At 57.6% G+C, this 24,360-nt stretch carries 25 protein-coding genes and 1 pseudogene; 22 read left to right on the plus strand and 4 right to left on the minus strand.

The genetic code is table 11. The annotated features are described in order from the left end of the window. Window positions 1–99: 99 nt before the first annotated feature. The 13 genes from rpoZ to PPOP_RS05065 all read left to right on the plus strand — a co-directional run bounded on the left by rpoZ (window position 100) and on the right by PPOP_RS05065 (window position 14,154). On the plus strand, window positions 100–303 hold the full coding sequence (gene rpoZ / locus PPOP_RS05005; RefSeq protein ID WP_006284994.1) for a DNA-directed RNA polymerase subunit omega: 204 nt from the start codon (window positions 100–102) through the stop codon (window positions 301–303). 213 nt (window positions 304–516) lie between these two features. After that, on the plus strand, window positions 517–1,809 hold the full coding sequence (gene coaBC / locus PPOP_RS05010; protein WP_006284995.1) for a bifunctional phosphopantothenoylcysteine decarboxylase/phosphopantothenate--cysteine ligase CoaBC: 1,293 nt from the start codon (window positions 517–519) through the stop codon (window positions 1,807–1,809). Between the two features lie 13 nt (window positions 1,810–1,822). Then, entirely contained in the window at window positions 1,823–4,411 is a 2,589-nt protein-coding gene (gene priA / locus PPOP_RS05015; protein WP_199898949.1) for a primosomal protein N', read from the plus strand. Between the two features lie 56 nt (window positions 4,412–4,467). Next, window positions 4,468–4,950 carry a peptide deformylase gene (gene def, locus PPOP_RS05020; RefSeq protein WP_006284997.1) on the plus strand — a complete coding sequence of 161 codons (483 nt, stop codon included), beginning with the start codon at window positions 4,468–4,470 and terminating at the stop codon, window positions 4,948–4,950. Continuing rightward, a complete protein-coding gene (gene fmt, locus PPOP_RS05025) occupies window positions 4,950–5,888 on the plus strand; it encodes a methionyl-tRNA formyltransferase (protein ID WP_006284998.1) in 939 nt (312 codons plus the stop codon). Before def ends, fmt begins: the two co-directional genes overlap by 1 nt. After that, the gene (rsmB, locus tag PPOP_RS05030; RefSeq protein ID WP_042227489.1) at window positions 5,885–7,306 is read left to right on the plus strand and encodes a 16S rRNA (cytosine(967)-C(5))-methyltransferase RsmB; all 1,422 of its coding nucleotides are present in this window, start codon (window positions 5,885–5,887) and stop codon (window positions 7,304–7,306) included. Before fmt ends, rsmB begins: the two co-directional genes overlap by 4 nt. Before the next feature lie 419 nt (window positions 7,307–7,725). Further along, window positions 7,726–8,778 carry a dual-specificity RNA methyltransferase RlmN gene (rlmN, locus tag PPOP_RS05035; RefSeq protein ID WP_006285000.1) on the plus strand — a complete coding sequence of 351 codons (1,053 nt, stop codon included), beginning with the start codon at window positions 7,726–7,728 and terminating at the stop codon, window positions 8,776–8,778. A gap of 6 nt (window positions 8,779–8,784) precedes the next feature. Then, on the plus strand, window positions 8,785–9,543 hold the full coding sequence (locus PPOP_RS05040) for a Stp1/IreP family PP2C-type Ser/Thr phosphatase (RefSeq protein ID WP_042227490.1): 759 nt from the start codon (window positions 8,785–8,787) through the stop codon (window positions 9,541–9,543). 4 nt (window positions 9,544–9,547) lie between these two features. Continuing rightward, window positions 9,548–11,671 carry a Stk1 family PASTA domain-containing Ser/Thr kinase gene (gene pknB, locus PPOP_RS05045; RefSeq protein WP_006285003.1) on the plus strand — a complete coding sequence of 708 codons (2,124 nt, stop codon included), beginning with the start codon at window positions 9,548–9,550 and terminating at the stop codon, window positions 11,669–11,671. A gap of 124 nt (window positions 11,672–11,795) precedes the next feature. Then, window positions 11,796–12,713, plus strand: a complete 918-nt coding sequence (rsgA, locus tag PPOP_RS05050; RefSeq protein ID WP_006285005.1) for a ribosome small subunit-dependent GTPase A — start codon at window positions 11,796–11,798, stop codon at window positions 12,711–12,713. 1 nt (window position 12,714) lies between these two features. Beyond that, window positions 12,715–13,398: a ribulose-phosphate 3-epimerase gene (gene rpe / locus PPOP_RS05055; protein WP_006285007.1), complete on the plus strand. Its 684-nt coding sequence runs from the start codon at window positions 12,715–12,717 to the stop codon at window positions 13,396–13,398. Between the two features lie 268 nt (window positions 13,399–13,666). Further along, window positions 13,667–13,747, plus strand: a complete 81-nt coding sequence (spoVM, locus tag PPOP_RS05060; RefSeq protein ID WP_006675261.1) for a stage V sporulation protein SpoVM — start codon at window positions 13,667–13,669, stop codon at window positions 13,745–13,747. Between the two features lie 89 nt (window positions 13,748–13,836). Then, window positions 13,837–14,154, plus strand: coding sequence for a hypothetical protein (locus PPOP_RS05065; protein WP_042227491.1), 318 nt, complete (start codon window positions 13,837–13,839; stop codon window positions 14,152–14,154). Here the strand turns inward: PPOP_RS05065 and rpmB are convergent. Further along, entirely contained in the window at window positions 14,151–14,339 is a 189-nt protein-coding gene (rpmB, locus tag PPOP_RS05070; protein WP_006285008.1) for a 50S ribosomal protein L28, read from the minus strand. The two genes, PPOP_RS05065 and rpmB, sit on opposite strands and share 4 nt — an antisense overlap. A 170-nt stretch (window positions 14,340–14,509) precedes the next feature. Between rpmB and PPOP_RS05075 the strand changes: the two genes are divergently transcribed. From PPOP_RS05075 to PPOP_RS05095, 5 genes are all read left to right on the plus strand, one after another. Further along, on the plus strand, window positions 14,510–14,869 hold the full coding sequence (locus PPOP_RS05075) for an Asp23/Gls24 family envelope stress response protein (RefSeq protein WP_006285010.1): 360 nt from the start codon (window positions 14,510–14,512) through the stop codon (window positions 14,867–14,869). A gap of 54 nt (window positions 14,870–14,923) precedes the next feature. Next, window positions 14,924–16,633, plus strand: coding sequence for a DAK2 domain-containing protein (locus tag PPOP_RS05080; RefSeq protein WP_006285011.1), 1,710 nt, complete (start codon window positions 14,924–14,926; stop codon window positions 16,631–16,633). Between the two features lie 16 nt (window positions 16,634–16,649). Continuing rightward, window positions 16,650–17,516: a DegV family protein gene (locus tag PPOP_RS05085; RefSeq protein WP_006285012.1), complete on the plus strand. Its 867-nt coding sequence runs from the start codon at window positions 16,650–16,652 to the stop codon at window positions 17,514–17,516. A gap of 22 nt (window positions 17,517–17,538) precedes the next feature. Continuing rightward, window positions 17,539–19,587 (plus strand): ATP-dependent DNA helicase RecG, encoded by a 2,049-nt coding sequence (gene recG / locus PPOP_RS05090; protein WP_093470977.1) that lies wholly within the window; start codon window positions 17,539–17,541, stop codon window positions 19,585–19,587. 162 nt (window positions 19,588–19,749) lie between these two features. Beyond that, a complete protein-coding gene (locus tag PPOP_RS05095; protein ID WP_042227492.1) occupies window positions 19,750–20,037 on the plus strand; it encodes a stage VI sporulation protein F in 288 nt (95 codons plus the stop codon). Window positions 20,038–20,194: 157 nt separating this feature from the next. Here PPOP_RS05095 and PPOP_RS05100 read toward each other — a convergent pair whose 3' ends face one another. From PPOP_RS05100 to PPOP_RS05110, 3 genes are all read right to left on the minus strand, one after another. Beyond that, the gene (locus PPOP_RS05100; RefSeq protein WP_006285015.1) at window positions 20,195–20,701 is read right to left on the minus strand and encodes a YhjD family protein; all 507 of its coding nucleotides are present in this window, start codon (window positions 20,699–20,701) and stop codon (window positions 20,195–20,197) included. Then, complete coding sequence (locus tag PPOP_RS05105; protein WP_006285016.1) at window positions 20,698–21,966, minus strand: DNA polymerase IV; 1,269 nt, start codon at window positions 21,964–21,966, stop codon at window positions 20,698–20,700. Before PPOP_RS05105 ends, PPOP_RS05100 begins: the two co-directional genes overlap by 4 nt. Before the next feature lie 132 nt (window positions 21,967–22,098). Beyond that, complete coding sequence (locus tag PPOP_RS05110; protein ID WP_006285017.1) at window positions 22,099–22,515, minus strand: YhjD family protein; 417 nt, start codon at window positions 22,513–22,515, stop codon at window positions 22,099–22,101. Between the two features lie 232 nt (window positions 22,516–22,747). Between PPOP_RS05110 and PPOP_RS05115 the strand changes: the two genes are divergently transcribed. The 4 genes and pseudogenes from PPOP_RS05115 to PPOP_RS05130 all read left to right on the plus strand — a co-directional run. Continuing rightward, window positions 22,748–23,272 (plus strand): Crp/Fnr family transcriptional regulator, encoded by a 525-nt coding sequence (locus tag PPOP_RS05115; RefSeq protein ID WP_006285018.1) that lies wholly within the window; start codon window positions 22,748–22,750, stop codon window positions 23,270–23,272. Between the two features lie 138 nt (window positions 23,273–23,410). Continuing rightward, window positions 23,411–23,659, plus strand: coding sequence for a spore coat associated protein CotJA (locus PPOP_RS05120; RefSeq protein ID WP_042227497.1), 249 nt, complete (start codon window positions 23,411–23,413; stop codon window positions 23,657–23,659). Beyond that, a complete protein-coding gene (locus tag PPOP_RS05125; protein WP_006285020.1) occupies window positions 23,656–23,931 on the plus strand; it encodes a spore coat protein CotJB in 276 nt (91 codons plus the stop codon). Before PPOP_RS05120 ends, PPOP_RS05125 begins: the two co-directional genes overlap by 4 nt. Window positions 23,932–23,979: 48 nt before the next feature. Continuing rightward, window positions 23,980–24,348 (plus strand): annotated as a pseudogene (locus PPOP_RS05130) (manganese catalase family protein); the annotation flags it as partial. Window positions 24,349–24,360 lie beyond the last annotated feature (12 nt).

Raw genomic sequence — 24,360 nt, forward strand, 5'->3', positions numbered from 1 at the left:
CGCTGTCCTGCGTCCGGGCGGCGCAGGATTCGAGGTTGAGTAAGAAGCGATCCCGGCGGCAAGAGGCAACGGGACAAGCAGGAGAAGGAGTGCGGAACTATGCTATATCCATCTATTGACGAATTGATGAAAAAAGTCGACAGCAAATACTCGCTGGTTGTGGCGGCATCCCGCCGGGCGCGCCAATTGCGCGACGGGGAGCGGACCGAATTGCATAATCCCAAATCATACAAGCAGGTCGGCGTGGCGCTGGAAGAGATCTACGGCGATCAGGTTACGGTCGAACAGGGCGACGAGGTGTAACTCCGAACCGGCAGTGGAATCGGTTCATAGACGGTGAGCGGGATAGCCGAACCGGCTGAATGACCGCCGCCCATTAATTGAGCAGGAAAGCAAATAACAACCGTCAGGTTGTTATTTTTTTCAAATGACGAGAATGCTTCCTATCCGGGAGGGGCAGGCAGCCGCCGGGATGGAGCGCTTGCGCGCTAGAGGAGCGGAAAGGCGGGGGGGCGTATGCTGCAAGGAAAATCGATACTGCTCGGCATCACGGGCGGCATTGCGGCTTACAAGGCTGCAGCGCTGTGCAGCAAGTTGAAGCAGGAGGGGGCTGAGGTGCACGTCATGATGACGGCATCGGCGACTCAGTTTATTTCGGAGCTGACGTTCCAGACATTGTCGCGTCAGCCGGTGTATACGGACACGTTCGATGAGCGGGACGCTTCGGTCGTCTCCCACATCGATCTGGCGGATCATGCGGATCTTGTGCTGGTGGCGCCGGCTACGGCGAACGTGATCGCCAAGATGGCGCACGGCCTGGCGGATGATATGCTGACCACGACATTGCTCGCCACGACGGCGCCGGTCATGGTCGCTCCGGCCATGAATGTACATATGTACACCCACCCGGCCGTCATGCACAATATGGACATCTTGCGCTCGCGCGGCGTCCGGTTCATCGAGCCGGAAGAAGGGCTCCTTGCTTGCGGCTATACCGGTAAGGGAAGGCTGGCCGAGCCGGAGCATATTGTGGAATATGTGAAGCGGTGGCTCGCGGACAGCGGCGGAGAATCCGCATTGCTGCCAGCCGACCAAGAAAGCGCACGGTCCGGACTGCTTCAAGGCAAGCGGGTGCTGGTCACGGCAGGCGGCACAGTCGAGCGCATCGATCCGGTCCGGTACATTACGAACGATTCGTCCGGGAAGATGGGCTTCGCGATCGCGGAAGCCGCTCGCGACATGGGGGCCTATGTGACGCTCATCGCCGGCCAGACCCAGGCGATTCCTCCAGAGGGTGTCGAGCTGATCCGCGTCGAATCGGCACTGGATATGCGGGATGCCGTCATCTCGCGGTACGAGCAAGCGGATATTGTTGTGAAGGCGGCGGCGGTCGCCGATTACCGGCCAGTGCACCAGGCCGCCCAGAAGCTGAAGAAGACGGGCGAGCGGCTCGTTATCGAGCTGGAGCGGAACCCGGATATTTTGCAGGAGCTGGGCGAGATGAAGAAGAATCAGCTGCTGATCGGGTTCGCTGCCGAGACCGAACAGATGGAGCCGTATGCGTTGGACAAGCTGGTGCGCAAAAATCTCGATTTTATCGTTGCGAACGATGTCTCCCGCACCGACGCGGGCTTCGGTTCCGACCGCAATGAAGTGCATATATATAGTATAAATGGACTCGTCGAGCGCATCCCGCTCACGGCCAAGCGCGAGGTGGCCCGGCGTCTGCTCCGGCTTGCGGCTCAAGCGTCCGCCGCAGGAGACGAACCGCCATCCAAGCCTGGAGAGGTACATTCGCTTGAACCATAATGAAGTGGAGCGGGTGCGGGACAAATGGCAAGCGGGGGCAGTCGGGGCTCATCCTGACTTGTTGATCGCGCGCGTCATCGTCGATGTGTCGGTCAAAGACACGGACCGGCCGTTCGACTACGCGATTCCTCTATCTATGGTGGAATGGATCGAGACGGGCAGTCGGGTCGGTGTCCCGTTCGGCGGGCGGACCGTGCAAGGCTTCGTTATCGGGTTATCCGACCGGACGGATGTGCCGCTGTCCCGGCTGAAGCCGATTCAGCAGCTACTGGATGTCGTCCCGCCGCTCCCGGCCGATCTCATTGAGCTCGGAATGTGGATGAGCGACCGCTATGTATGCACGCTGACGGCTGCTCTTCAGGCGATGATTCCGGGAGCCATCAAGGGTAAGCGGGAGAAGGCGCTCTCGGTGGGCGCCGATGCGCGCTTGTTCCTTCAAGGCGCCGACAGCGGAGCAGATGAATTGTCGCTGCGCCCGGATCGTCTGCTGGACGACCCGCAGACACGCAGCCTGCTTGCTTATGTGCAGCGCAACGAGCCGCTGCCAGCGAGAAAGCTGCTGCAGGCCTTTCCTCAGGCAGCACGCCTCATTAAGGAAGCGCTCCAGCACGGCTGGCTGCAGGAGACGGAGCGGATTAAGGATCGCATCGGTATCAAGCGGCTGAAGCGGGTGACGCTGACGGTCGATGATGTCGGCGAGGCGGTTGGCCGGCTGGGCAACCGAGCCGAAAGACAGCAGGAAACGCTGCGGCTCCTTGAGGAATATGGCGGAGAGCTGCCGCTTAAAAGCTTGAACGCATCTGCGGTCAAGGCGCTTGAGGCAAAAGGTTATGTGGCTGTCGCTGAGGTTGAGGTGATGCGGGATCCATACACTCAACGCCGCTTTCGGCCATCGAAGCCGCTGCCGCTGACAGAGGAGCAGCAGCAGGTCTTCGAAGCGATCGTGCTCGCGGTGGACGAACAGGAGCATCAGACCTTCCTGCTGCATGGGGTCACCGGGAGCGGCAAGACGGAGGTCTATTTGCAGGCGATCGAGCGTTGCCTTGATTCCGGACGCGAAGCGATCGTGCTTGTGCCGGAAATCTCGCTGACTCCGCAGATGGTCGAGCGCTTCAAGGGAAGATTCGGCTCCCGGGTAGCGGTCATGCATAGCCGACTCTCCCAGGGCGAACGTTACGACGAGTGGCGAAAAATCCGTGAAGGCCGCGTGCAGGTGGCGATCGGTGCCCGCTCAGCGGTGTTTGCCCCTTTTCCCCGGATTGGCCTTATTATTATGGATGAAGAGCATGAATCATCTTACAAGCAGGAAGAGACGCCGAAATATCACGCCCGCGACGTGGCGATTGAACGAGCGCGCCGGCAAGGCGCCATCGTCGTCCTCGGTTCGGCGACGCCTGCGATGGAGACGTATTACGCCTCCCGACTGAACGGCTACGAGCAGCTGCCTGCGGGGCTGGAGGCTCCGCCTTGGAAGCTGATCCCGCTGGCGATGCCTTCGCGCGTTGGCGGCAGGCCGCTTCCTCCGGTGACGCTCGTCGATATGAGGGAGCAACTGAAGATCGGCAACCGTTCCATGTTCAGCGCGCCGTTGGAGGCGGCGTTAGAGCAGCGGTTGGAGCGTCAGGAGCAGACGGTGCTGCTGTTGAACCGCAGAGGCTACTCGACGTTCGTCATGTGCCGCAGCTGCGGCTATGTCGCTCAGTGTCCGGAATGCGATATTTCGCTGACGTATCATATGAAGACGGGGCATATGCGCTGCCACTACTGCGGCCACGCGGAGCGGGCGCCGGAAGTATGCCCGTCATGCGAGAGCGAGCATATCCGTTATTTTGGCACGGGGACCCAGCGGGTAGAGGAACAACTCGCCCGCCGCTTCCCCGGCATTCGCGTCATTCGGATGGACGTGGACACGACCTCGGAGAAAGGGTCGCATGAACGACTGCTGCAGCAGTTCCGCGAACGGAAGGCCGACGTGCTGCTTGGCACACAGATGGTGGCGAAGGGACTGGACTTCCCGTATGTCACGCTGGTCGGCGTCATTGCCGCCGATTCGGCGCTGCATATGCCGGACTTCCGCGCGGCGGAAAAGACGTTCCATCTGTTGACGCAGGTTGCCGGCCGGGCCGGACGCCATGAGCTGCCGGGTGAAGTCATCGTGCAGACCTATGCGCCGGAGCATTACTCGATCATCCATGCGTCGGGGCATGATTACCGCGGCTTCGCTTCCGAAGAGCTGCGACACCGCCGCAATCTGATGGTGCCGCCCTTCTGCCGCCTGGCGCTGCTGTCGATATCACATGAACAGCTGCCGCTGCTCGTGCGCGTGGCCGAGAACGCGGCCCAGCGGCTCAAGGAACTGGCGGAACGCCAAGGCTGGCTGCATCCGCTGCATGAGCATGCGGAGGCGATGGAGATTCTCGGACCGGTCGCCTCCCCGATTCCGCGTATCAAGAACCGCTACCGCTTCCAATGCATGATCAAATGCCGGGGAGACGTAAATCTATCGGGTCTGCTGGCGGAAGCGATGCGCGAGTTCGATTTGGTCGCCAAAGAGCAGGACGTCCGGTTCAGCGTCGATATCGACCCGCAGATGATGATGTAGCCCGGCTGAATCGCATAGATCGCTATTTTTTAAGACGAAAAAGGATGGTGTGCCCTATGGCATTGCGAATTATCGTACATGAACCGGATCCGGTTCTTCATCAGATGGCGAAGGAGGTCACGAAGCTGACCCCGAATATTCACAAGCTGCTGAATGATATGGCGGACACGATGTACCACGCGGACGGCGTCGGCCTGGCCGCGCCTCAGATTGGAATTTTGAAGCGCGTGATCATCGTCGATGTCGGAGACGAGCACGGCTTGATTGAGATGATTAACCCTATCATTCTCAAGGCGGAAGGAGAACAGCTCGGCACGGAGGGATGCCTTAGCATTCCGGGGCTGAACGGCGATGTGCGCCGTTACGAGCATATTACGGTGCAAGGGCTTGACCGCCACGGCAAAACGTTCACGGTGGAGGCGTCGGATTTCCTGGCCCGCGCCTTCCAGCATGAGATTGACCATTTGAACGGCATTTTGTTCACCGAGATTGCGGAGAGCGTGTATGAAGTTCCGCGTGAAGGCAGGAAGGCGGAATGATGAAGATCGTATTTATGGGGACGCCGGATTTTGCCGTCGCTTCCCTCCGCATGCTGATCCAGGAAGGGTATGAGATCGTGGCTGTCGTGACGCAGCCGGATCGTCTCATCGGCCGCAAGCGGGTTATGACCCCGACGCCGGTAAAGGCGGAAGCGCTACAGCACGGATTGATGGTGTGGCAGCCGGAGAAGCTTCGCATCTCGGATACGGTGGACGATATCCGAGCCCTGCAGCCCGATTTGATCGTGACGGCGGCGTACGGCCAGATTTTGCCGAAGGCAGTGCTCGATATTCCCCGGCTCGGCTGCATCAACGTGCACGGCTCGCTGCTGCCAAAGTACCGGGGCGGCGCGCCGATTCAGCGTTCGATTATGAACGGAGAGACGGTGACGGGCGTCACCATTATGTATATGGCGGAAGGCATGGATACCGGCGACATGATTAGCCGGGTTGAGGTGCCGATTGGCGCGGACGACAATGCAGGCACGATGTTCGCGAAGCTGAGCGAGGCCGGAGCGGATCTGCTCCGGCGAACGCTGCCGGATATGATTGCCGGCCGGGTCGAAGCTGTGCCGCAGCCCCATGACGAGGCGACCTACGCCCCGAATCTGAAGCGCGAGGACGAGCGAATGGACTGGATGCGCCCGGCGGAGCAGATCGCCAATCAGGTGCGGGGCCTCGTTCCGTTTTCCGGGGCCTTCACCACCTGGAACGGTGAAGTATTCAAGGTGTGGGTGTGTCGGCCGGAGCCTGTGGTCCCGGGAGAAGCCGCGGCGGCCCCGGGCACCGTCCTGACGGCCGGAGCGGACGGCCTTCGCGTTCAGACCGGACAAGGTGTCCTCTCTCTGCTTGAAGTGCAGCCTGCAGGCAAGAAGGCCATGCCGGCCTCCGAGTTCCTTCGTGGCGGCAAAATGCAGCCAGGGACGGTGCTGTCATGAACGGAGGAGAACGACGTCCGCCCCGCAGACGGTTGACGTCGCGTGACGTTGCGTTGGAGGTGCTCGTCCGGGTGGAGAAGGAAGGCTCCTACAGCAATCTGGAATTGAACCGAGCGCTGAAGGAAGCGCAACTGGAACGGGCGGATGCCGCGCTGGCAACGGAGCTGGTGTACGGCACGATTCAGCGCCTCAATACGATCGACAGCGTGCTGGCGCGGAAGGTGCAGCGCGGCCTGGCGAAGCTGAAGCCCTGGGTTCGCAATCTGCTCCGGATGACCGCCTACCAGCTTCGCTATCTTGACCGCGTGCCCCCGCATGCGGCGGTGAACGAAGCGGTCGCGATCGCGAAGCGGCGCGGGCAGCAGGCGATGGGCGGCTTCGTGAACGGCGTGCTGCGCGCTGTCATGCGCGAACCGGAGCTGTGGACCGCTCTGCTGGCCGACGGCGCCGTCAACCGCATCGCTTGGGAGCATTCGCATCCGGAGTGGCTCATCGCCCGCTGGATCGCAGCCTACGGCGAAGCCGAGACGGCTGCCATGTGCGCGGCGAACAATCGGCCGCCCCATAGCAGCGCGCGGGTAAACCGGCTGCGCGGCACGCGCGAGGCGCTGCTGGCCGAGTTGCGCGCGGACGGCTACCGGGCCGAAGCGTCCGCGCTCTCGCCGGACGGCATCGTAGCCGCCGGCGCCGGAAACCTGGCGCACAGCGCCTGGTATCGCGCCGGCCGCCTGTCGGTGCAGGACGAGAGCTCGATGCTCGTCGTCGAGGCGCTGCGGCCGGAACCGGGCATGCGCATCCTTGATTGCTGTGCCGCGCCAGGCGGCAAATCGACCCATATCGCCGAACGGATGGGTGATAGGGGCGAAGTCACGGCGAACGACGTTCACGCCTACAAGGTGGGGCTTATCGAGGAGCAAGCCACCCGACTCGGCTTGACGTCGCTGCACGTAATGAACGTTGATGCGGCGGAGCTGGGACAAGCCCTTCCGCCCGCATCATTCGACGCCGTGCTGCTGGACGCGCCGTGCACCGGCTTCGGCGTCATTCGCCGCAAGCCGGACATAAAGTGGACGAAGCGCGAGGAAGATGTCGCCGCGATCGCCGCGCTTCAGGAGCGGCTGCTGACGGAAGCGGCGCGGATGGTGCGCCCCGGCGGCCGGCTCGTCTATTCGACCTGCACGGTGGAGCCGGAGGAGAACGGGGATGCCGTCCGCCGTTTCCTGGAACGATCGCCGGGCTGGGCGCTGGATGCGTCGTGGACGCACGCCCTGCCGCAGGACGCGCTGGACGCCGCGCTGCGGAGGAGTCCGGCCGGCATGCTGCAGGTATTCCCTCAGGATGCCGGATCTGACGGCTTCTTCATTGCCTGTCTGCAGCGCACGGACGGGCCTGGAGAAGCGGGCGCGGAACGGAACTGAGGCAATAGAACAGGTATATGGCCGCATCGACTATACGGTTGCTCCGTTTGGACGATGCGGCTATTGGCGTTCTATAAGCTCATTTTCCTAAACAGTCAGGAAAGAGGATGTGCGTAAGTCCCTTTTGTGTACAGCAACGTGATGGTTCGCCATTTTTTTGCGTCGTCTCCCCTCATCGGTTTCAGAAAAACGAGCCCATGGACGATTGGAATATCTGCTTGCGGGGTGAATTTTTCTCGGCGTTACAGGGGGACATGCGCATATATGGGGGAGGGTTGGTTATATACTCGGATAAGAGGCTGTCGACGGTTAGAGTAACACGGAGGATGCGATTTTGGCTTGGCTTTTGGCAAGGGCGCCATTTGTGGTAAAATAGATCGACTGCATGACAAGTGATGAAGCGAAAGGTTGAACTATACATGAAACCATTTATATATGACTATACGTTCGAGCAGCTTCAGCAGTGGCTAAAGGAACAAGGAGAGCCTGCTTTTCGGGCCGGGCAAATATTTAATTGGCTCTATGTGAAGCGGGTAACCAGCTTCGAGAAGATGACCAATCTGTCCAAGGGGCTGCGCGGCAAGCTGGATGAGAGCTTCGCGTTCGTGAACTTGAAGGTCATTACGCATATGAAGTCCGAGGACGGCACCGTCAAATTTTTGTTCGGGTTGCATGACGATCATGCGATCGAGACGGTCATCATGAGGCATAGCTACGGGAACAGCATCTGCGTCACAACTCAGATCGGCTGCCGCGTCGGCTGTACGTTCTGTGCCTCGACGCTGGGTGGGCTGAAGCGCAACCTGACAGCGGGAGAGATCGTTGCTCAGGTCGTCACAGCGCAGAAGATGCTCGACAAGACGAACGAGCGTATTAGCAGCATCGTCATTATGGGGACAGGCGAGCCGTTCGAGAATTACGATGCGACGATGGCGTTCCTGCGGACGATGATTCATGAGAGAGGGCTGAACATCGGGCAGCGCCATATTACCGTGTCGACGAGCGGCATTGTGCCGAGCATTTACCGGTTCGCGGACGAGAACACGCAGATTAATCTCGCAATCTCGATCCATGCGCCGAATGACGCGCTGCGCTCGAAGCTGATGCCGGTCAACCGCCGCTTTCCGTTCATTGAGGTGATGGAGGCGCTCAAGCACTATCAGGTGAAGACCGGGCGCAGAATTACGTTCGAGTACGCTCTCATCGGGGGCGTGAACGACAAGGTGGAGCATGCGGAGGAGTTGGCGGACGTGCTGAAGCGGATGGAGATGGTGGCCCACGTCAATCTGATTCCGGTCAACTATGTACCCGAGCGTAACTATATCCGCACTCCGCGCAACGATATTTTCAAGTTCCATCGCACGCTGCTGGATCGGGGCATCAACTCGACCATCCGGCGGGAGCAGGGGCATGACATTGCCGCCGCTTGCGGCCAACTGCGTGCCAAGCATTTGGAGTCCAATGCGAGGTGAGGAAGAATGAGAGCGGTGCATCGTTCGGATGTTGGGCGCGTACGCGTAGTCAATGAAGATCGGGCTTATGTATCCGAGCTGGCGAACGGCTATGAAATCGCCGTTGTCGCGGACGGCATGGGCGGACATCGAGCAGGCGATATCGCGAGCCTCCTAGCGGTAGAGACCGTAGTCTCCGAGCTGGCAGCCCTGCCGCAGCAGATGGAGGAGCAGCAATTGGCGGGAGCGTTGGAAGACGCGATTTTACGCGCCAATCATACGATTTTCCATATTGCGTCCCAGGATGAAAAGTACCACCATATGGGAACGACCATTGTAGCGGTGTTGTTTCCGTCTGGGCAGACGAGCGGATACATAGGGCATATCGGCGACAGCCGTGCCTATCGAATCGGACGGCGGGGGATCGTTCAGCTGACGGAGGACCATACACTGGTCAATGAGCTGGTCAAGAGCGGCCAGATTGGCCCGGAAGAGGCGGAGCGCCATCCGCGGCGCAACGTGCTGGTGCGGGCGCTCGGCACCGATGAGCAGGTGAAGGTGGATATTATCCCGGTAGAGTATGACGAAGGCGATACGCTGCTTCTGTGCAGCGACGGCTTGACCAGCATGGTCGATGAGGACCATATCTGGAGCACCGTCATCGATCCGTCGCTCCCGTTGTGTGTACGGGCAGACCGGCTGCTTAGCCAGGCGCTTGAGGCCGGCGGAGACGATAACGTTACGGTCGTGCTGCTGGAGCATCCTGACGCCGGGAAGGAGGATTGAGTACGTGATAGGAACAACACTTGCCGGAAGGTATGAGATTACCGCCCGAATCGGCGGGGGTGGCATGGCTCTCGTCTATAAGGCATTGGATAATCTGTTGAACCGTTATGTCGCGGTCAAAATGCTGCGCCAGCAGTTCGTGCATGACGAGGAGTTTATCCAGCGATTTCGGCGAGAGGCCCAGTCCGCCGCTTCGCTGAGCCACCCGAACGTAGTCAGCATTTACGATGTCGGCCAAACGGACGACACGCATTATATTGTTATGGAATATGTAGAAGGGCATAATCTGAACGAGATTATACAGCAGCGTGCTCCGCTGCAGGTCGAGGAAGCAGTTCGGATCGCGACGCAAATATGCGATGCGCTCGACCATGCCCACCAGAACCGGATTATTCATAGAGATATTAAGCCTCATAATATACTCATCGGCCGCAATGGCCGGGTGAAAGTAACGGATTTCGGTATCGCGCGGGCCGTCACGTCTTCGACCATCACCCAGACGGGATCGGTCGTTGGCTCGGTGCATTATTTTTCGCCAGAGCATGCAAAAGGAATCTCGGCGGGGGAGAAGTCCGATCTGTATTCTCTCGGCATCGTGCTCTACCAAATGCTTACCGGCAGACTGCCGTTTTTGGGCGAAAGCCCGATTAGCGTCGCGCTCAAGCATTTGCAGGAGCCGTTCGAGGAACCGCGCAAGGTGAATCCGCATATTCCGCAAAGCGTGGAAAATATTATTTTAAAGTCGATGCGTAAAAGTCCAGCAGAGCGGTACCAATCTGCCGCGGAAATGCTGCGCGATCTGGAGACTAGCCTGTTTCCGGAGCGGGCGCATGAAGCGAAGGTGATGTTCGCCCAGCGCAAATTATATGAGGACCCGGAAGAAACGCGCGTCATGCCGGCCATTCGGGCCCAGGAGCGGGAGGAGCGGCAGCCTTCGGATACGTACCCCGGAGCGGCGCCAGCAGCCGCTGCTATGGCAGCTGGAAGTGAACCAGCCAAGCCGGCGCAAAAAGGGTGGGTGAAGCCGACGGTCTGGATCGGGGTGACGCTGCTGTTCCTTGGCATCCTGATTGGCGTCGTCTTCTATGTGAAAGGCCTGCTTGTCGTCAAGGAAGTCGTCATGCCGAACCTCGTTCAAATGACGGAGCAGGAGGCGTTGAACACCTTGGTCGCGCTGAAGATTGAGGTTGAGGACCCGATTGTGAGGGAACCGAAGGAGGGCTTCGAGCAGGGCGTTGTCTTCGATCAGGGCAAGCCGGAAGGCACGAAAGTCAAGGAAGGATCGAGCGTCCGGCTCTATGTAAGTGAAGGTTCGCCGTATATCGCTATGCCGGACTATACCGGGAACCCGTCCGAACTGGTCATTCAGCGGTTGACCGAGATCGGGTTCGATAGCTCTCGCATCACGCAGGAGCCGGTATTCGACGATGAAGCCGAGCCGGGAACGGTAGTCGGTACGACTCCGGCTTCCGGAGAGAAGGTTGATCCGCGTAATGCCTCCGTGAAGCTCTTGGTCAGCAAAGGCAGAGAAACGTTCGGCATGCCGAATCTCGTCGGCACGACGAAGGAAGAGGCGATCGCCAAGATTGAGGCGAGCGGGCTGAAGCTGGCCAAGGACGGCATTATCGAGGAGTCGAGTTACGAGCAGCCGGCTGGCCGCGTATTCAAGCAGCAACCGTTCGAGCCCAACGATCCGGTGGCCAAGGGCTCGGAGGTTCGCATTTATGTCAGTTCGGGCTACCCGCCGGAGGCGCTGCACTATACGTTCCCGCTGATTGTGGCTCCGCAGGTGGATGGCAAGACAAGCACGATCCGCATCGTCTATACGGATGCAACCGGAGAGAATAAAGAATGGGGAACACAGAAAATAACGTCAACCCAAATCTTGAACGTAGAGCTTGTGCTCGCTCCGAACAAAGACGGGGTCATCCTATTGTACCGGGATGATCAATTCCTGGATACGTATACGGTAAGTTATAAAGATGCCAAGCAGGGCACAGTGCAGATACCGGTTGTAGACGCTCTCCCGTCCAAGCAAGGACAAGAGATTGAAGGAGAAAATCAAGGACAAAGCGAAGGAGAATGGGAAGGCCAAAAAGAAGGGGGAGGAATAGGCTCGGACGAGTGATTGCCTGCAAGCCTTCTTCCGGGCGGGGATTGCCACCCTTCCATCGGGTCTGCGGTGACGATGGGAGGGGCCCTTCTAACTTCGAATCACATGGAGGGAATCGATATGTTCGTGGTAGATAAGCATGCCTAAAGGCCTTATCGTCAAGGCGTTGAGCGGATATTATTACGTGAAAGAAGAGGGGAAGCAGGGCGGAGAGACAGTGCAGTGCCGGGCGCGCGGCATTTTCAAGAAGAAGGGCGTGTCCCCGCTCGTCGGCGACTGTGTCGTCTACTCCTTCACCGAGAACGGAGAGGGCGTGGTGGACGAGATCGATCCGCGCGCGAGCGAGCTGATCCGGCCGCCCATCGCCAATGTATCGCTGGCGGCGCTCGTGTTCTCGATGACGGAGCCGGAGCTGAACATGCATCTGCTGGACAAGTTCCTTGTCCATATCGAGCATGCGGAGGTGGAGGCGGTCATTTTGCTGACGAAGTGGGATCTACTCGATCGGCTTCCGGAGGAGGAGTCGGCCCGTATGCGTTGCCGGATGGAAGAGTTAATCGCCTTGTACCAGCGCATCGGATATGAAGTTATTGTCACAAGCGCCAAGGGGGGATTCGGCTATCAAGGCGTGGCAGACCGGCTAGCCGATCAGATCAGCGTATTCGCTGGTCAGTCCGGCGTCGGCAAGTCCTCTCTCTTGAACGCGATGCTCCCAGGGGTGTCATTGGAGACGAACCAGATTAGCCAGCGGCTGGGCCGGGGCAAGCATACGACACGCCACGTCGAACTGCTGCCGCTCCCGCAGGGCGGATATATTGCCGATACGCCCGGATTCAGCCAGCTTGATTTCCTTGAGCTTGGGGTGGAGCAGATCGGCTGGTGCTTCCGTGAATTCCGAAGCTATGCGGGCGACTGCAAGTTCAGGGGCTGCACTCATATTCACGAGCCGGGCTGCCGAGTGAAGGAGGCTGTTCAGGAAGGCTTGATCGCCAATTCGCGCTATGAACATTACCTGTTATTTTTCGACGAAATGAAAGACAAACGACGGAGGTACTGACATGACAGCACTGCAAACGATTCGTATCGCCCCTTCTATCTTATCGGCCGACTTCGCCAAGCTGGGCGAAGAGGTTCGGAATGTGGAGCAGGGAGGCGCCGACTGGATTCATGTGGACGCGATGGATGGCCGCTTCGTGCCGAACCTGACGCTCGGGCCGAACATTGTGCAAGCGATCCGCCCGCATACGGCGCTGCCGCTGGACGTGCATTTGATGATTGTCGAGCCGGAGAAGTATCTCGCTGCGTTCGCCGCCGCAGGCGCCGATGTCATTACGGTGCACGCGGAAGCATGCCCTCATCTCCATCGGGTTGTGCATCAGATTAAGGAGACCGGTGCCCGGGCAGGCGTGGCGATGAATCCGGGAACGTCGCTGTCAGCGATCGAAGAGGTGCTGTTGGATCTGGATCTGGTCCTTATCATGACGGTTAATCCGGGATTCGGCGGACAGAAGTTCATCGCTTCGATGACGGACAAAATTCGCCGTCTTCGCCAACGGCTGGACGAACTGGGCCGGGCAGAGACTCATATTGAAGTCGACGGCGGAATTACGGCGGAGACGGCGCCATTGGTCGCTGCGGCGGGAGCGGACGTGCTCGTGGCAGGCAGCGCGGTCTACGGAGCGGCCAGCCGGGAAGCGGCCATTCAGTCCATCCGTGAATCGGCAGTGCACGCGCGGCAATGACAGAAACGGAGCGCCGGAGAAGGGGAGAATGTCGATGTGAAGAACGGCGCTGCCGCTGGCATCGTATAGCTTTCATATATCCCTAATTTATCCATGCAGTAGATGCCGGCACCTGCCACATAATTGGGCGCGGATCAGGCTTGTCGCCCGTGCATAGATGAATGGCCTGCGGCATATGATGGTTACATGAGCACAGATCTCTCATGTAACCTTTTTTATGTTGCAAGAGACTAGCGGGGTAGGATGAGAATGACGAGGAGGGTGGAGGATGAAGTTTTATACATTTAAGCTGCCGAAGTTTTTGGGAGGTTTCGTCAAGGCGATTTTAAATACGTTTCAAAAAAGCTGACGTTCCAGGCGGCATTGAAGCTGAGTCGGTATCCATCCATCCGATCTGTGAGCGCATATGCGGGAGCGGGGCAACAGGCAGTAACGGTAATGAGCTCCGGACGGCTGTCCGGCAAGCATGGGGCAGCGGCCCAGCCGCACTTGGATGAGGATGCCCGTTCGGTGGAGGATTGCCGTGGTGGCATCCGCCATACACCCTGCCGGACAAGAACCATCCATAACCAGTCGCCGGCGGTGCCGCGCTGGTATGACAGCGCCGGGGCCGTGATTCCCCCGAGGCAAGCCCAAGCCGTTGAGATACAAGCCTATCCAAGGTTCGTCGAGATGAATGATCGCGAAGGAAGGGGCAATCAAAAAAAGCACCTGATTGCGCTTCAGGTGCTCTTTCTATATGGAGGCCGGGACTAGACGCGAGTCACTTTACCTGCCTTCAATGCACGCGTGCTCACGTATACGCGTTTCGGTTTGCCATCGACCAAAATGCGAACCTTTTGTACGTTTACGCCCCAAGAGCGGCGAGATTTGTTGTTCGCGTGCGATTTGTGATTACCCGAGCCTGGTTTTTTCCCCGTTACATAACATTTGCGAGCCATGCCTTACACCTCCTTATCCCAAAGCACCCTTCATACGTTAAATACCTAAATATGATATCATATTTTAAAATCTGTAGTCAACCAAATCAAAAACTTTGTTTATTTCTCTTTTCTATTATAGTACAATGTTGATTAGTCCATAATACTCAAAAAAAGGAGTGGAGTGAACCATGGCTATCCAACTCGATATGGAATTCGGCAAGGTGAACATTTCGGAAGAAGTCGTGGCGGTGATTGCTGGTTCTGCGACTATGGAATGTTATGGACTCGTTGGAATGGCATCGCGCAAGCAATTGAAGGATGGTATTGCCGAGTTGCTCGGACGTGGTAATTTGTCGCGTGGTGTTGAAGTGCGCCAACAATCCGATAGTCTACATATCGATTTATATATTATTGTGAGTTACGGAACCAAAATCTCCGAGGTGGCGCACAACATCCAAGCCAAGGTGAAGTATGTACTCGAACACGACGTCGGTCTCGCGGTGGATCAAGTGAACATCTTTGTACAGGACGTACGCGTATTAAGCTAGGAAGGGGAATTTTCGTTGAACAAGCGTTCTTTAAATGGAGCACAATTTGCCAGTATGGTGCTGGGCGGGGCCGATTCGCTCAATCGCCATGCCGAACACGTCAATACGTTGAACGTCTTTCCAGTCCCGGATGGAGATACGGGGACGAACATGAATTTGACGATGACTGCGGGCATAACCGAAATGAAAGCGAAGCCGTCCACGTCTATCGCCAAAACGGCGGAGGTGCTGTCGAAAGGGCTGCTTATGGGCGCTCGAGGGAACTCGGGAGTGATTCTGTCCCAATTGTTCCGGGGATTTAGCCGGGCCGTAGCCGGCCTTGACGAAGTGAACGCATTCCAGTTCGCCCACGCGCTGCAAGGCGGCGTGGACACTGCTTATAAAGCTGTTGTCAAGCCCGTGGAAGGCACGATCTTGACGGTCGCTAGAGAAGCGGCGAAGCATGCCGTCTATATTGCGCGCCGGACGCCGGACTTGGTCGATTTCATGCGGGAAGTGACGAACAAGGCCAAGGAAGCGCTGGCCAAGACGCCGGATATGCTGCCTGTGCTGAAGCAAGTCGGTGTCGTCGACTCCGGCGGACAAGGCTTGGTCTATATTTATGAAGGATTTCTGGCTGTGCTGGAAGCAGGGGCGAAAGGAACTGCCGCCGAAGCTGTCATATCGGAAGTGGCGGTTGTTCCGGCCGAGAAGACGACTGCGGCGCCAATGTCGGCGCAAGCCAAGCTGCAAACGGAAGACATCGAGTTTTTATACGATATGGAATTCTTTATCGATCGTACCCGCAATCGCGCTGCAGCTATGCCGTTTCATGAAGATATATTCAGGAAAGCGCTTGCGAAAAATGGGGATTCCATTATCGTCATCGCAGACGACGATATGATCAAAGTCCATATTCATTCCCGCAAGCCGGGCGAAGTACTTGATCTGGCGATGCAGTACGGGGAATTGATCCGGATTCAGATTTTGAACATGCGCGAGCAGCATCGCGATATTTTGCAAGGGGAGCATGGAGAAGTGTCCGCGATGCCGGAGCTGTTCGCGGAGATGCCGATCGCGGATATCGTCACGGAGAGCGCCCTGATGGAGCCGCCTGCTGATGAGATTGCTCCTTACGGCTTCATCGCTGTTGCGATGGGGCAGGGCATCCACGACATTTTCACCAGCCTCGGGGTGGACATTGTCTTGTCCGGCGGACAGACGATGAATCCGAGCACCCAGGATTTCATCGATGCCATTGGCAAGATTACGGCGCAGCACATTTTCATCCTGCCGAACAATTCGAATATTGTGATGGCGGCGAAGCAGGCTGCCGAATTCGTGGATCGTGAAGTGACGGTCATCGAGACGAAGACGATACCGCAAGGCATTGCGGCGGCCTTCGCCTTCCAGGAGGACGAGGATCTGGAGGTGAACCGGACCGCGATGCAGGATGCGGTCAGCCATATTGTGTCTGGACAAGTTACTTATGCCGTGCGCGATACGACGCTAGACGGGCTGGATATCAAGGCGGGCCATTATATGGGCATCGCCAACGGCAAGATTATCGTGACGACCGAATCCATAAGCGACACGCTGCAGCAATTGCTCGAGAAGATGCTGGAGGACGGGGGCGAGGTCATTACGCTGCTTACCGGCGAAGAGGCGAAGGCGGAAGATACGGAAGCGCTAATCGAATGGCTGAGCGAGCATTATCCGGACGCGGAAGTGGAAGTTCATGAGGGCAGACAGCCTATTTATGCATATCTTGTCTCAGTAGAGTAACGAAGGAGGGATGTGAATGGCATCTATCCGTATCGTCACGGATAGCACAGCGGATATTCCGCAGGAATTACGCGAACGCTATCACATTGAGATGATTCCGCTCAAGGTGCATTTCGGGAATGATATGTATCAGGATGCGGTCACGATCAGTGCAGAGCGGTTCTATCATTTGCTTGTTGAAGCGAAGTGGCTGCCTACAACGTCCCAGCCTTCTCCTATCGAGTTCCTGGAAGTGTTCAAGCGGTTGAATGCCGAGCCGGACACGCAGATCATTTCGATTCATCTGTCGGCTGCATTCAGCGGAACGTATCAATCCGCAGTACTGGCGAAGAACATGATGGAAGAAAAGTCCGACATTACGATTGTTGATTCGAAGTCGGCATCCTACGGATTCGGGCTTACCGTGGTGGAGGCCGCCAAGATGGCGGAGGCCGGCCATGCGAAAGAAGAAATTTTGGCCATGATTGAACGATATCAGCAGGAACGCAAGCTTTTTTTTCTGGTTGATACATTGGAATATTTGCAAAAGGGTGGCCGTATCGGCAAAGCAGCGGCTTTGTTCGGCACACTGCTCAATATTAAACCGATTCTCTCTATCGATGATGAGGGGGAAGTGTATGCGGTGGAAAAGGTGCGCGGACATAAGAAAGCGGTGGCCCGCATCTTGGAAATGTTAAAACAGGAATTCGAGGGAAGACCGGTACATACGGTCATGGGATATACGAGCAATCCGTCGGCAGCGGATGACTTGGCAGCAGCGATTCAGAATACATTAGATGTTCGATCCATGGACTACACGATCGTGGGCTCCGTCATCGGCACGCATGTCGGTACTGGCGTCGCCGCCGTCTTCATGTGGCCTGCGGACGAAGCATCGTCCTGACAGGATACGGACGTTACCGGCCATGATTTCATTGAGTCAATGTCCCGTAACCATGGTCAAAGGCGTGAGCGCGTTGAAACAAACTGAGCTTCACGCCTTTGGCATTTTTACCGTTGCCGATTTGCTCGATTATTTCCCTTTCCGCTATGAAGATTTTCATCTTCGCCGTCTGAACGAAGTGAAGGATGGAGACAAAGCTACTGTCGAAGGACGCATTATGACCCAGCCCCTCCTGCAGCGGTTCGGCCGCAAATCCAGACTGACCTGCCGCGTGCTGGTGGAGGAATGGCTGATTACGGCCACCTGGTTCAACCGCCCGTACCTGCGCGAGCAGTTGGAGCAGGGGCGGGATATTGTGCTGACCGGCAAGTGGGATCAGTGCCGGATGCAGCTGACCGTGTCGACATCGGAATTCCCCGATAAAGGGACGAGCCGGATTGGCACGCTGCAGCCCGTCTACTCGATCGGGGGCAAGATTACGCAGGCGTGGATGCGCAAGACGATTGCCCAGGCGCTGCAGCAGTTCGGCGAAGCGATTACGGAACCACTGCCGCCAGAGATGCTCCGGTGTTATCGGCTTCTGCCGCGCAAGCAAGCGGTACGGGCGATGCATTTGCCGCATGATGTCGAAGAAGGCAAGCAGGCGCGGCGGCGGCTCGTCTATGAAGAATTACTGCTGTTCCAGTTGAAGCTGCATGCCTTCCGGGCTCTTACCCGCCAGCGTTCCGACGGCGTTGCGTTCATGGTTGACAATACGACGGTGCGCCAATTTACTCGCAGTCTGCCGTTCGAGCTGACGGCCGGGCAGAAGCAGGCGATTACCGACATTTTGCATGATATGCGTCAACCGTCCTGCATGAACCGGCTGCTGCAGGGCGATGTCGGATCCGGCAAGACGGTCGTTGCCGCGACCGCTTTGTATGCCGCAGTCCGGGCGGGATACCAGGGGGCGTTAATGGTCCCGACGGAAATTTTGGCGGAGCAGCATATGCGTTCGCTGTCGAAGCTGTTCGAGCCCCATGGCATTGAGGTCGGCCTGCTGACCGGCAGTCTGACCGAGCGGAAGCGCCGCGATGTGCTTGCGGCGTTGCAGATGGGCATGATCGACATCATGGTCGGGACGCATGCGCTGATTCAGGAGGATGTCCATTACCGTAAGCTCGGTCTCGTCATCACCGACGAGCAGCATCGCTTCGGGGTCAATCAGCGCAGCATTCTGCGTCGGAAGGGCTGGAATCCGGATGTGCTGATGATGACGGCCACCCCGATTCCGCGAACGCTGGCGATTACGGTCTTCGGCGACCTGGACGTGTCTTCGATTCGGGAACGCCCAGCGGGCCGCAAGCCGATAAAGACGTATTGGGTCAAGCACGACATGCTCGATCGGGTGCTGGGCTTCATTCGCCGGGAAGCGGAAGCCGGGCATCAGGCTTATGTTATCTGTCCGTTGATTGAGGAATCGGACAAGCTTGACGTGCAAAATGCCATCGACGTGCATGTGCAGATGCAACAGGCCTTCCCCGATCTGTCTGTCGGGCTGTTGCACGGACGGATGACGCCGGTCGAGAAAGATGAGGCAATGCGTGCCTTCAGCGCAGGAGAGACGAAGGTACTCGTCTCGACGACGGTCATCGAGGTCGGCGTGGATGTGCCGAATTCGACGCTCATGATCGTGATGGATGCAGAGCGGTTCGGACTGTCGCAGCTTCATCAGCTGCGGGGCCGGGTTGGCCGGGGCGGGCATCAGTCGTATTGCGTGCTGATCGCCGATCCGAAGTCGGAGGTCGGCCGGGAGCGGATGCGCATCATGACCGAGACCGAGGACGGATTCGAGCTGTCGCAGCGCGATCTGGAGCTGCGCGGTCCGGGAGATTTTTTCGGGACGAAGCAGAGCGGATTGCCGGAGTTCAGGCTGGCGGATATGGCGAACGACTACGCGGTGTTGGAGCAGGCGCGCGATGATGCGGCTGCGATGATCCGGTCGGAAACGTTCTGGACGTCGCCGGATTACGGTGGCCTGCGCGAGGTGCTGCAGCGTGAGCAGTTGCTCCAGGGCGAGCGAATGGACTAGCCCCGAGCCGTACCCGGGCGCCGGACGGATGGTGTTCCGGCGGCTTCGGCCATTCGGGCGGATAGTAGACAAGCGTTCGGACATATATTTGAAACAGAGCGCCATCGGAGCTCGCTGCGATGAGCTCTGGCCAATTTGTGTTCCGGAGGTGTGTCGACGAAGATGAGCTATACGAAATACGGGATCAGCCCGCAGCTCGTTGAACGGATGAAACGGAAGATGAAGCAGCCCGCCTTGAAGGAGCGGGTCAAGCAGATTGTAGACGGCGTGACGAAGGCGGATCTCCAGAACCGCCATACGGTCCGGCGGCTGCTGCGCCAGATCGCCTCTGTGCTGAACGAGTCCATCAGCGCTCAGCAGGAGGAAGCAATGGTGCAGTTCGTGCTGGCGCAGAAGATTGACCCGAACAATACGTTCCATCTCCTGAAGCTGTGGGGGATGTTCCGCTAAGGCAGGAGGCTGTCTCGTCAAAGGGGCTGTCCCATAAGCAGTTTTTTACTACAGGCCTCGTAGCAGGAAACGTCTGACTCCTCTACGGTAGCCGACGATAAACTGATTTTCGGTGCCGTACTCTTCAGATGGGACTGGACTGGCTGGTTCCCTCTGATCACGACCGGATGGAGGACTTCCGGAGAGCCGCCACCAGATGATCGGTATATCTTCCCAGCCTCTTGCTTATGTCGGCACGCATATATTCTCGTGTAATAAGGAAGCTACCCTCACAGCAGCGGCATGTATAGGGGTACGTGATCGCCTGGCCGTCGTGCTCCCCCGCGAAGAGATGGATGTTATTGTCCAGCATGGCGCGTCCTGCCTTGGACAAATCCCGGTCAATATGCTGCGCAAGAATCTGGCCGGCCTGGGCATACAGCGACTTCAGTGTTTCGGAGGAGCGCTCGATGTCCCAGATTTTTCGGGTCACTATCGTCTGCAAATGGGAAAGCATGACATAGTTTTTCATCAGCTCCAGATCTTCCCGCTTCGGAGGGGAGGGTGGAGCAGGGCGAGCGGGCTGATCGAGATCGAGGCGGCGGTTCAACAGCGCTTCCTTATGCTGGGGAAGCATCATTCTGCTCGATTCCCACAGACCGTTTTTTTGGAGTTTTTTGCTCATTTATAATGCCCCCCGATTTTGGCTGCGCGGTCTGCCGCCTGACCGGCGGCGCTCAGGGACGAGGCGCGGACGATCGCCGCATTGCCGTACCGTTCCTTGATGCCGTCCGTAGCTCTTTCCAATGCTCTGGCTTTTTCCTGATCCTCGAACAGGGTAAGCTGATACAGTTGATCGTCCACCAGCTTGCTTAACGTGATGCCGGCGCGGCGGACCGGCCTGCGGTTCCAAAACGTATAAAAAATCTGCTTGGCCGCTGTAAATACTTTGTTCGTATTATTTGTCGGATCCGGCATCATCAGTTGGCGGGAGAACCCGGTCGGCGCTTCGTACGGGCTGCACATGCAGTTCACCGTGACCACCGAGCCCATATATCCTTTGCGTCGGCAATCCCGGCACACTTCCTCCGTAAGCTCGAGAAGAATCGTATCTACTTCCGTTTCCGTGGCGTAGTCCCGGGGCAAGGTCATCATATGGCTGACCGATTGCGGCGGCGTGCGGAACGTATCCGGGGAGACGGGGCTGTCATCAAGGCCGTTGGCGGTGCGCCACATCACTTCGGCATGAATGTCCGACTGCTTGCTGAAGCGGGCGCGGAATTTGTCCTTGAGCTGCGGCAGCGGGGTTCTGGCGATATCTCCGATGGCCGTCATGCCCAGGCGGGCAAAATGGGTTGTCATGCGGGAGCCGACACCGAACATTTTGTTGACCGGCTGGGGCCACAGCAGCGTCTCGATGTCGGACGGAGCCAGGGCGAAGATGCCCTCTTTGTTTTTCTTGGCCCATATATCCGTAGCCATCTTGGCCAAAATTTTATTGGAGCTGATCCCGATCCGGATCCATACTCCGGTCTGCTCGAGTACGCGGCGCTGAATCTCTCTGGCCATGGTGACAGGGTCTCCGAACAGCGTCCGGCTCCCGGTCACGTCGAGAAATTGTTCATCGACGCTGAACGTTTCGACGAGATCGGTGAATTGTTCATAGATTTGCGTAATGAGCAGCGAGACGTCGATATAATGCTGCATGCGGGGGCGCATCACGATCAGGCGGGGGCACTTGTTCAGGGCTTCCCCAAGCCGTTCGGCCGTTGTTACTCCATAGCTTTTGGCTATCGGGCAAGCGGCCAGAATGATTCCCGATCGGCGCGCGGGATCTCCGGACACAACGAGCGGCATATGTTTATATTCCGGGTGCTCCGCTTTTTCCACGCTGGCATAGAAGCTTTGACAGTCCGCCAAAAAGATACTCCGTTCCTTGCTTCCGCTCAATGTAACCACCCACCTCAACCAATCGAGTCTAAAAAATAAGAACATGTATTCGTGTCTATTATATACCGAACGTATATTCTCTATGCAAATGAAGTTTATGGAATCGGCTGCCCGTTCCACGCCGGATACGGCTTAGCTGTCTGCTGTCCCCTTCGGTTCACCCGGGTCGCCAGAGATATGCAGATAGCGCTGCAGCAGGCTCTTCACCTCGGCTCGGATCAGGCCGCGAATCATGTAGAAGGAGCGGTGGTACCCCCGGCACACGTACTGCACGCGCACGCCGTGCTCCAGCCGTTCCTCGGACACGATCTTAATCCCGCGGTGCCGGAACTGCTTCCGGATGCGGAACAGATCGGAGGCAGCGTCATCCTGCGCCTGGCGGAGCCCCTGAATATAAATTTCTCCCATCTTCAGCCCCGAGATGGCAATGCGGCCGATATCGCGCTCGAGCACGTCGAGGACGAAGGTCTGAAGGGTATACTGCTTCACCAACAGGGCGTCTTCCCCGTCATGAGGCGGAGGTCCGCTTGTCGTGGACAATAAAGTCATACCGGGTTCCTCCTTGCGTAACGTCCATCCATGCGGCCCCCCTGCTTGAAATCGGGAGGTGCGAGGATATGCTTATACCCCATTATACGAACTTGAGTTCTGTTTTATGACTAATATAACGAACAAGTATTCTTGTTTCAATCGGTAAATAATGGTGGAAGGGATCAAAATGGTTTACAATGAAGAACAGAGGAAAAGGAAAGAGCTGGGATGGAAGAAGGAGTGAGCAGGAATGAAGATTACGCTGCATCGCGGGGAGATATTGTTCCGCCAAGGCGATCCGGGCACGTACCTGTACCGGATTGTGAGCGGCTTGTTCAAAGTGACCCGGCTGCATGAGAACGGGAACATTGTGCTGTTCAATATATTGTATCCGGGCGAGATGGTGCCGCATCATTCCCTTATCTCCCCGAAGGATTGCCATGGGACGGCAACGGCCATGGTCACCAGTACGGTAAAGCGGATGAAAGCGGAGGCGTGGTATGAGGAACTGCGGAACAATTCCGGGAAAGCGCTCGAAGTGGCCAAGCTGCTGCAGGAGAAGCTTCGCTTCATGCAGCAGCGGCTCGATCATCTGACAATCGGATCTCCTGCCGAGCGGCTGGCGCTGCTGACCCGGTGGCTGGACAGCATGACGAACAAGACCCCGCTTACCGATATGCTGACGCAGGAGGAGATCGGGCAGTTGATCGGAGTTCGGCGCGAGACGGTCAACCGTCTGCTCCGGCAGAGTGACAATTCCATGACGAAGCGATGAGCGGCTTATTTCATGTCATGGGACATTCCAGGAAGCTCATATGAGTAGGAAGTGAAGCGTTATGTATCCGCTTGATAAAGGAGGTAACCGAGCATCATGGAGAACGAGCAAGCGTATGGCTGGACCGACCCGGCAGCGATGCCGTCCGCATGCGGGTCGGGAGCGCATTCGCAGGAACGGATTTATATACCGTATCGTGGTCCGTGCGATCCTTGCCCGTCGCTGCCCTACAAGACCTATGTCGTACCGCCGAATCTGTTCATTACGTTTCAACCCCCGAATTTGCCGCAATTCCCGCCGCCGCAGGCGCTGCGGTGTGGAACACTGTGGCCGGCATTATATAGTCCTTATCGACCGAAGGGCGGACGGGAGGAGGGAACGGCTTGAGCACTCATGGCACGCACCCGTTCTGCACTCAGGAGTATTATGACAGCCTGCTCCAACTGCAGGAAATCGATTTTGTGCTGGTCGAGCTGAATCTGTATCTGGACACGCATCCCGGTGACACTCAGGCGATCCAACAGTTCAATTACTATGTTCATGAGCGGATGAAGGTGGCGAGGCAGTTCCAGGAGAAGTTCGGCCCCCTTCAGGCCGGCGGCTTCTATTCGAATTGCCCTTGGTCCTGGACAGACACGCCGTGGCCGTGGCAGGTGTAACGGAAGCCCCGGGGAAGACGGGGAAACAACATTAGGAGGGAAGCGGCATTGTGGGTATATGAGAAGAAGCTTCAATATCCGGTGTGCGTCAGCAAATGCGATCCACGCATGGCTAAGCTGCTGCTGGAGCAGTACGGTGGAGCCGACGGGGAACTAGCGGCGGCGCTTCGCTACTTGAATCAGCGCTACTCGATTCCGGATAAGGTCATCGGCTTGCTGACCGATATCGGGACGGAAGAATTCGCCCACCTGGAAATGATCGCCACCATGGTATACAAGCTGACCAAGGACGCGACGCCGGAGCAATTGGAAGCGGCCGGGCTCGGGGCGCATTATGTCGCTCACGACAGCGCGCTGTTCTATGAAAATGCGGGCGGGGTGCCTTGGACGGCGGCCTATATTCAAGCGAAGGGCGATACGAATGTATAT

The organism is Paenibacillus popilliae ATCC 14706 (assembly GCF_000315235.1).
In the GTDB taxonomy this organism is placed as follows: Bacteria; Bacillota; Bacilli; order Paenibacillales; family Paenibacillaceae; genus Paenibacillus_B; species Paenibacillus_B popilliae.

Excerpts from the sequence above, each read along its gene's own strand:
- PPOP_RS05115 (WP_006285018.1), top strand. The coding sequence starts at position 22,748 with ATGAAGATTACGCTGCATCGCGGGGAGATATTGTTCCGCCAAGGCGAT.
- fmt (WP_006284998.1), top strand. The coding sequence starts at position 4,950 with ATGAAGATCGTATTTATGGGGACGCCGGATTTTGCCGTCGCTTCCCTC.
- rpmB (WP_006285008.1), bottom strand. The coding sequence starts at position 14,339 with ATGGCTCGCAAATGTTATGTAACGGGGAAAAAACCAGGCTCGGGTAAT.
- PPOP_RS05085 (WP_006285012.1), top strand. The coding sequence starts at position 16,650 with ATGGCATCTATCCGTATCGTCACGGATAGCACAGCGGATATTCCGCAG.
- rsgA (WP_006285005.1), top strand. The coding sequence starts at position 11,796 with ATGCCTAAAGGCCTTATCGTCAAGGCGTTGAGCGGATATTATTACGTG.
- spoVM (WP_006675261.1), top strand. The coding sequence starts at position 13,667 with ATGAAGTTTTATACATTTAAGCTGCCGAAGTTTTTGGGAGGTTTCGTC.
- PPOP_RS05110 (WP_006285017.1), bottom strand. The coding sequence starts at position 22,515 with ATGACTTTATTGTCCACGACAAGCGGACCTCCGCCTCATGACGGGGAA.
- PPOP_RS05100 (WP_006285015.1), bottom strand. The coding sequence starts at position 20,701 with ATGAGCAAAAAACTCCAAAAAAACGGTCTGTGGGAATCGAGCAGAATG.
- rlmN (WP_006285000.1), top strand. The coding sequence starts at position 7,726 with ATGAAACCATTTATATATGACTATACGTTCGAGCAGCTTCAGCAGTGG.
- rsmB (WP_042227489.1), top strand. The coding sequence starts at position 5,885 with ATGAACGGAGGAGAACGACGTCCGCCCCGCAGACGGTTGACGTCGCGT.
- recG (WP_093470977.1), top strand. The coding sequence starts at position 17,539 with ATGATTTCATTGAGTCAATGTCCCGTAACCATGGTCAAAGGCGTGAGC.
- PPOP_RS05095 (WP_042227492.1), top strand. The coding sequence starts at position 19,750 with ATGAGCTATACGAAATACGGGATCAGCCCGCAGCTCGTTGAACGGATG.
- PPOP_RS05075 (WP_006285010.1), top strand. The coding sequence starts at position 14,510 with ATGGCTATCCAACTCGATATGGAATTCGGCAAGGTGAACATTTCGGAA.
- rpoZ (WP_006284994.1), top strand. The coding sequence starts at position 100 with ATGCTATATCCATCTATTGACGAATTGATGAAAAAAGTCGACAGCAAA.
- PPOP_RS05080 (WP_006285011.1), top strand. The coding sequence starts at position 14,924 with ATGGTGCTGGGCGGGGCCGATTCGCTCAATCGCCATGCCGAACACGTC.
- rpe (WP_006285007.1), top strand. The coding sequence starts at position 12,715 with ATGACAGCACTGCAAACGATTCGTATCGCCCCTTCTATCTTATCGGCC.
- PPOP_RS05120 (WP_042227497.1), top strand. The coding sequence starts at position 23,411 with ATGCCGTCCGCATGCGGGTCGGGAGCGCATTCGCAGGAACGGATTTAT.
- PPOP_RS05065 (WP_042227491.1), top strand. The coding sequence starts at position 13,837 with ATGAGCTCCGGACGGCTGTCCGGCAAGCATGGGGCAGCGGCCCAGCCG.
- def (WP_006284997.1), top strand. The coding sequence starts at position 4,468 with ATGGCATTGCGAATTATCGTACATGAACCGGATCCGGTTCTTCATCAG.
- coaBC (WP_006284995.1), top strand. The coding sequence starts at position 517 with ATGCTGCAAGGAAAATCGATACTGCTCGGCATCACGGGCGGCATTGCG.
- PPOP_RS05040 (WP_042227490.1), top strand. The coding sequence starts at position 8,785 with ATGAGAGCGGTGCATCGTTCGGATGTTGGGCGCGTACGCGTAGTCAAT.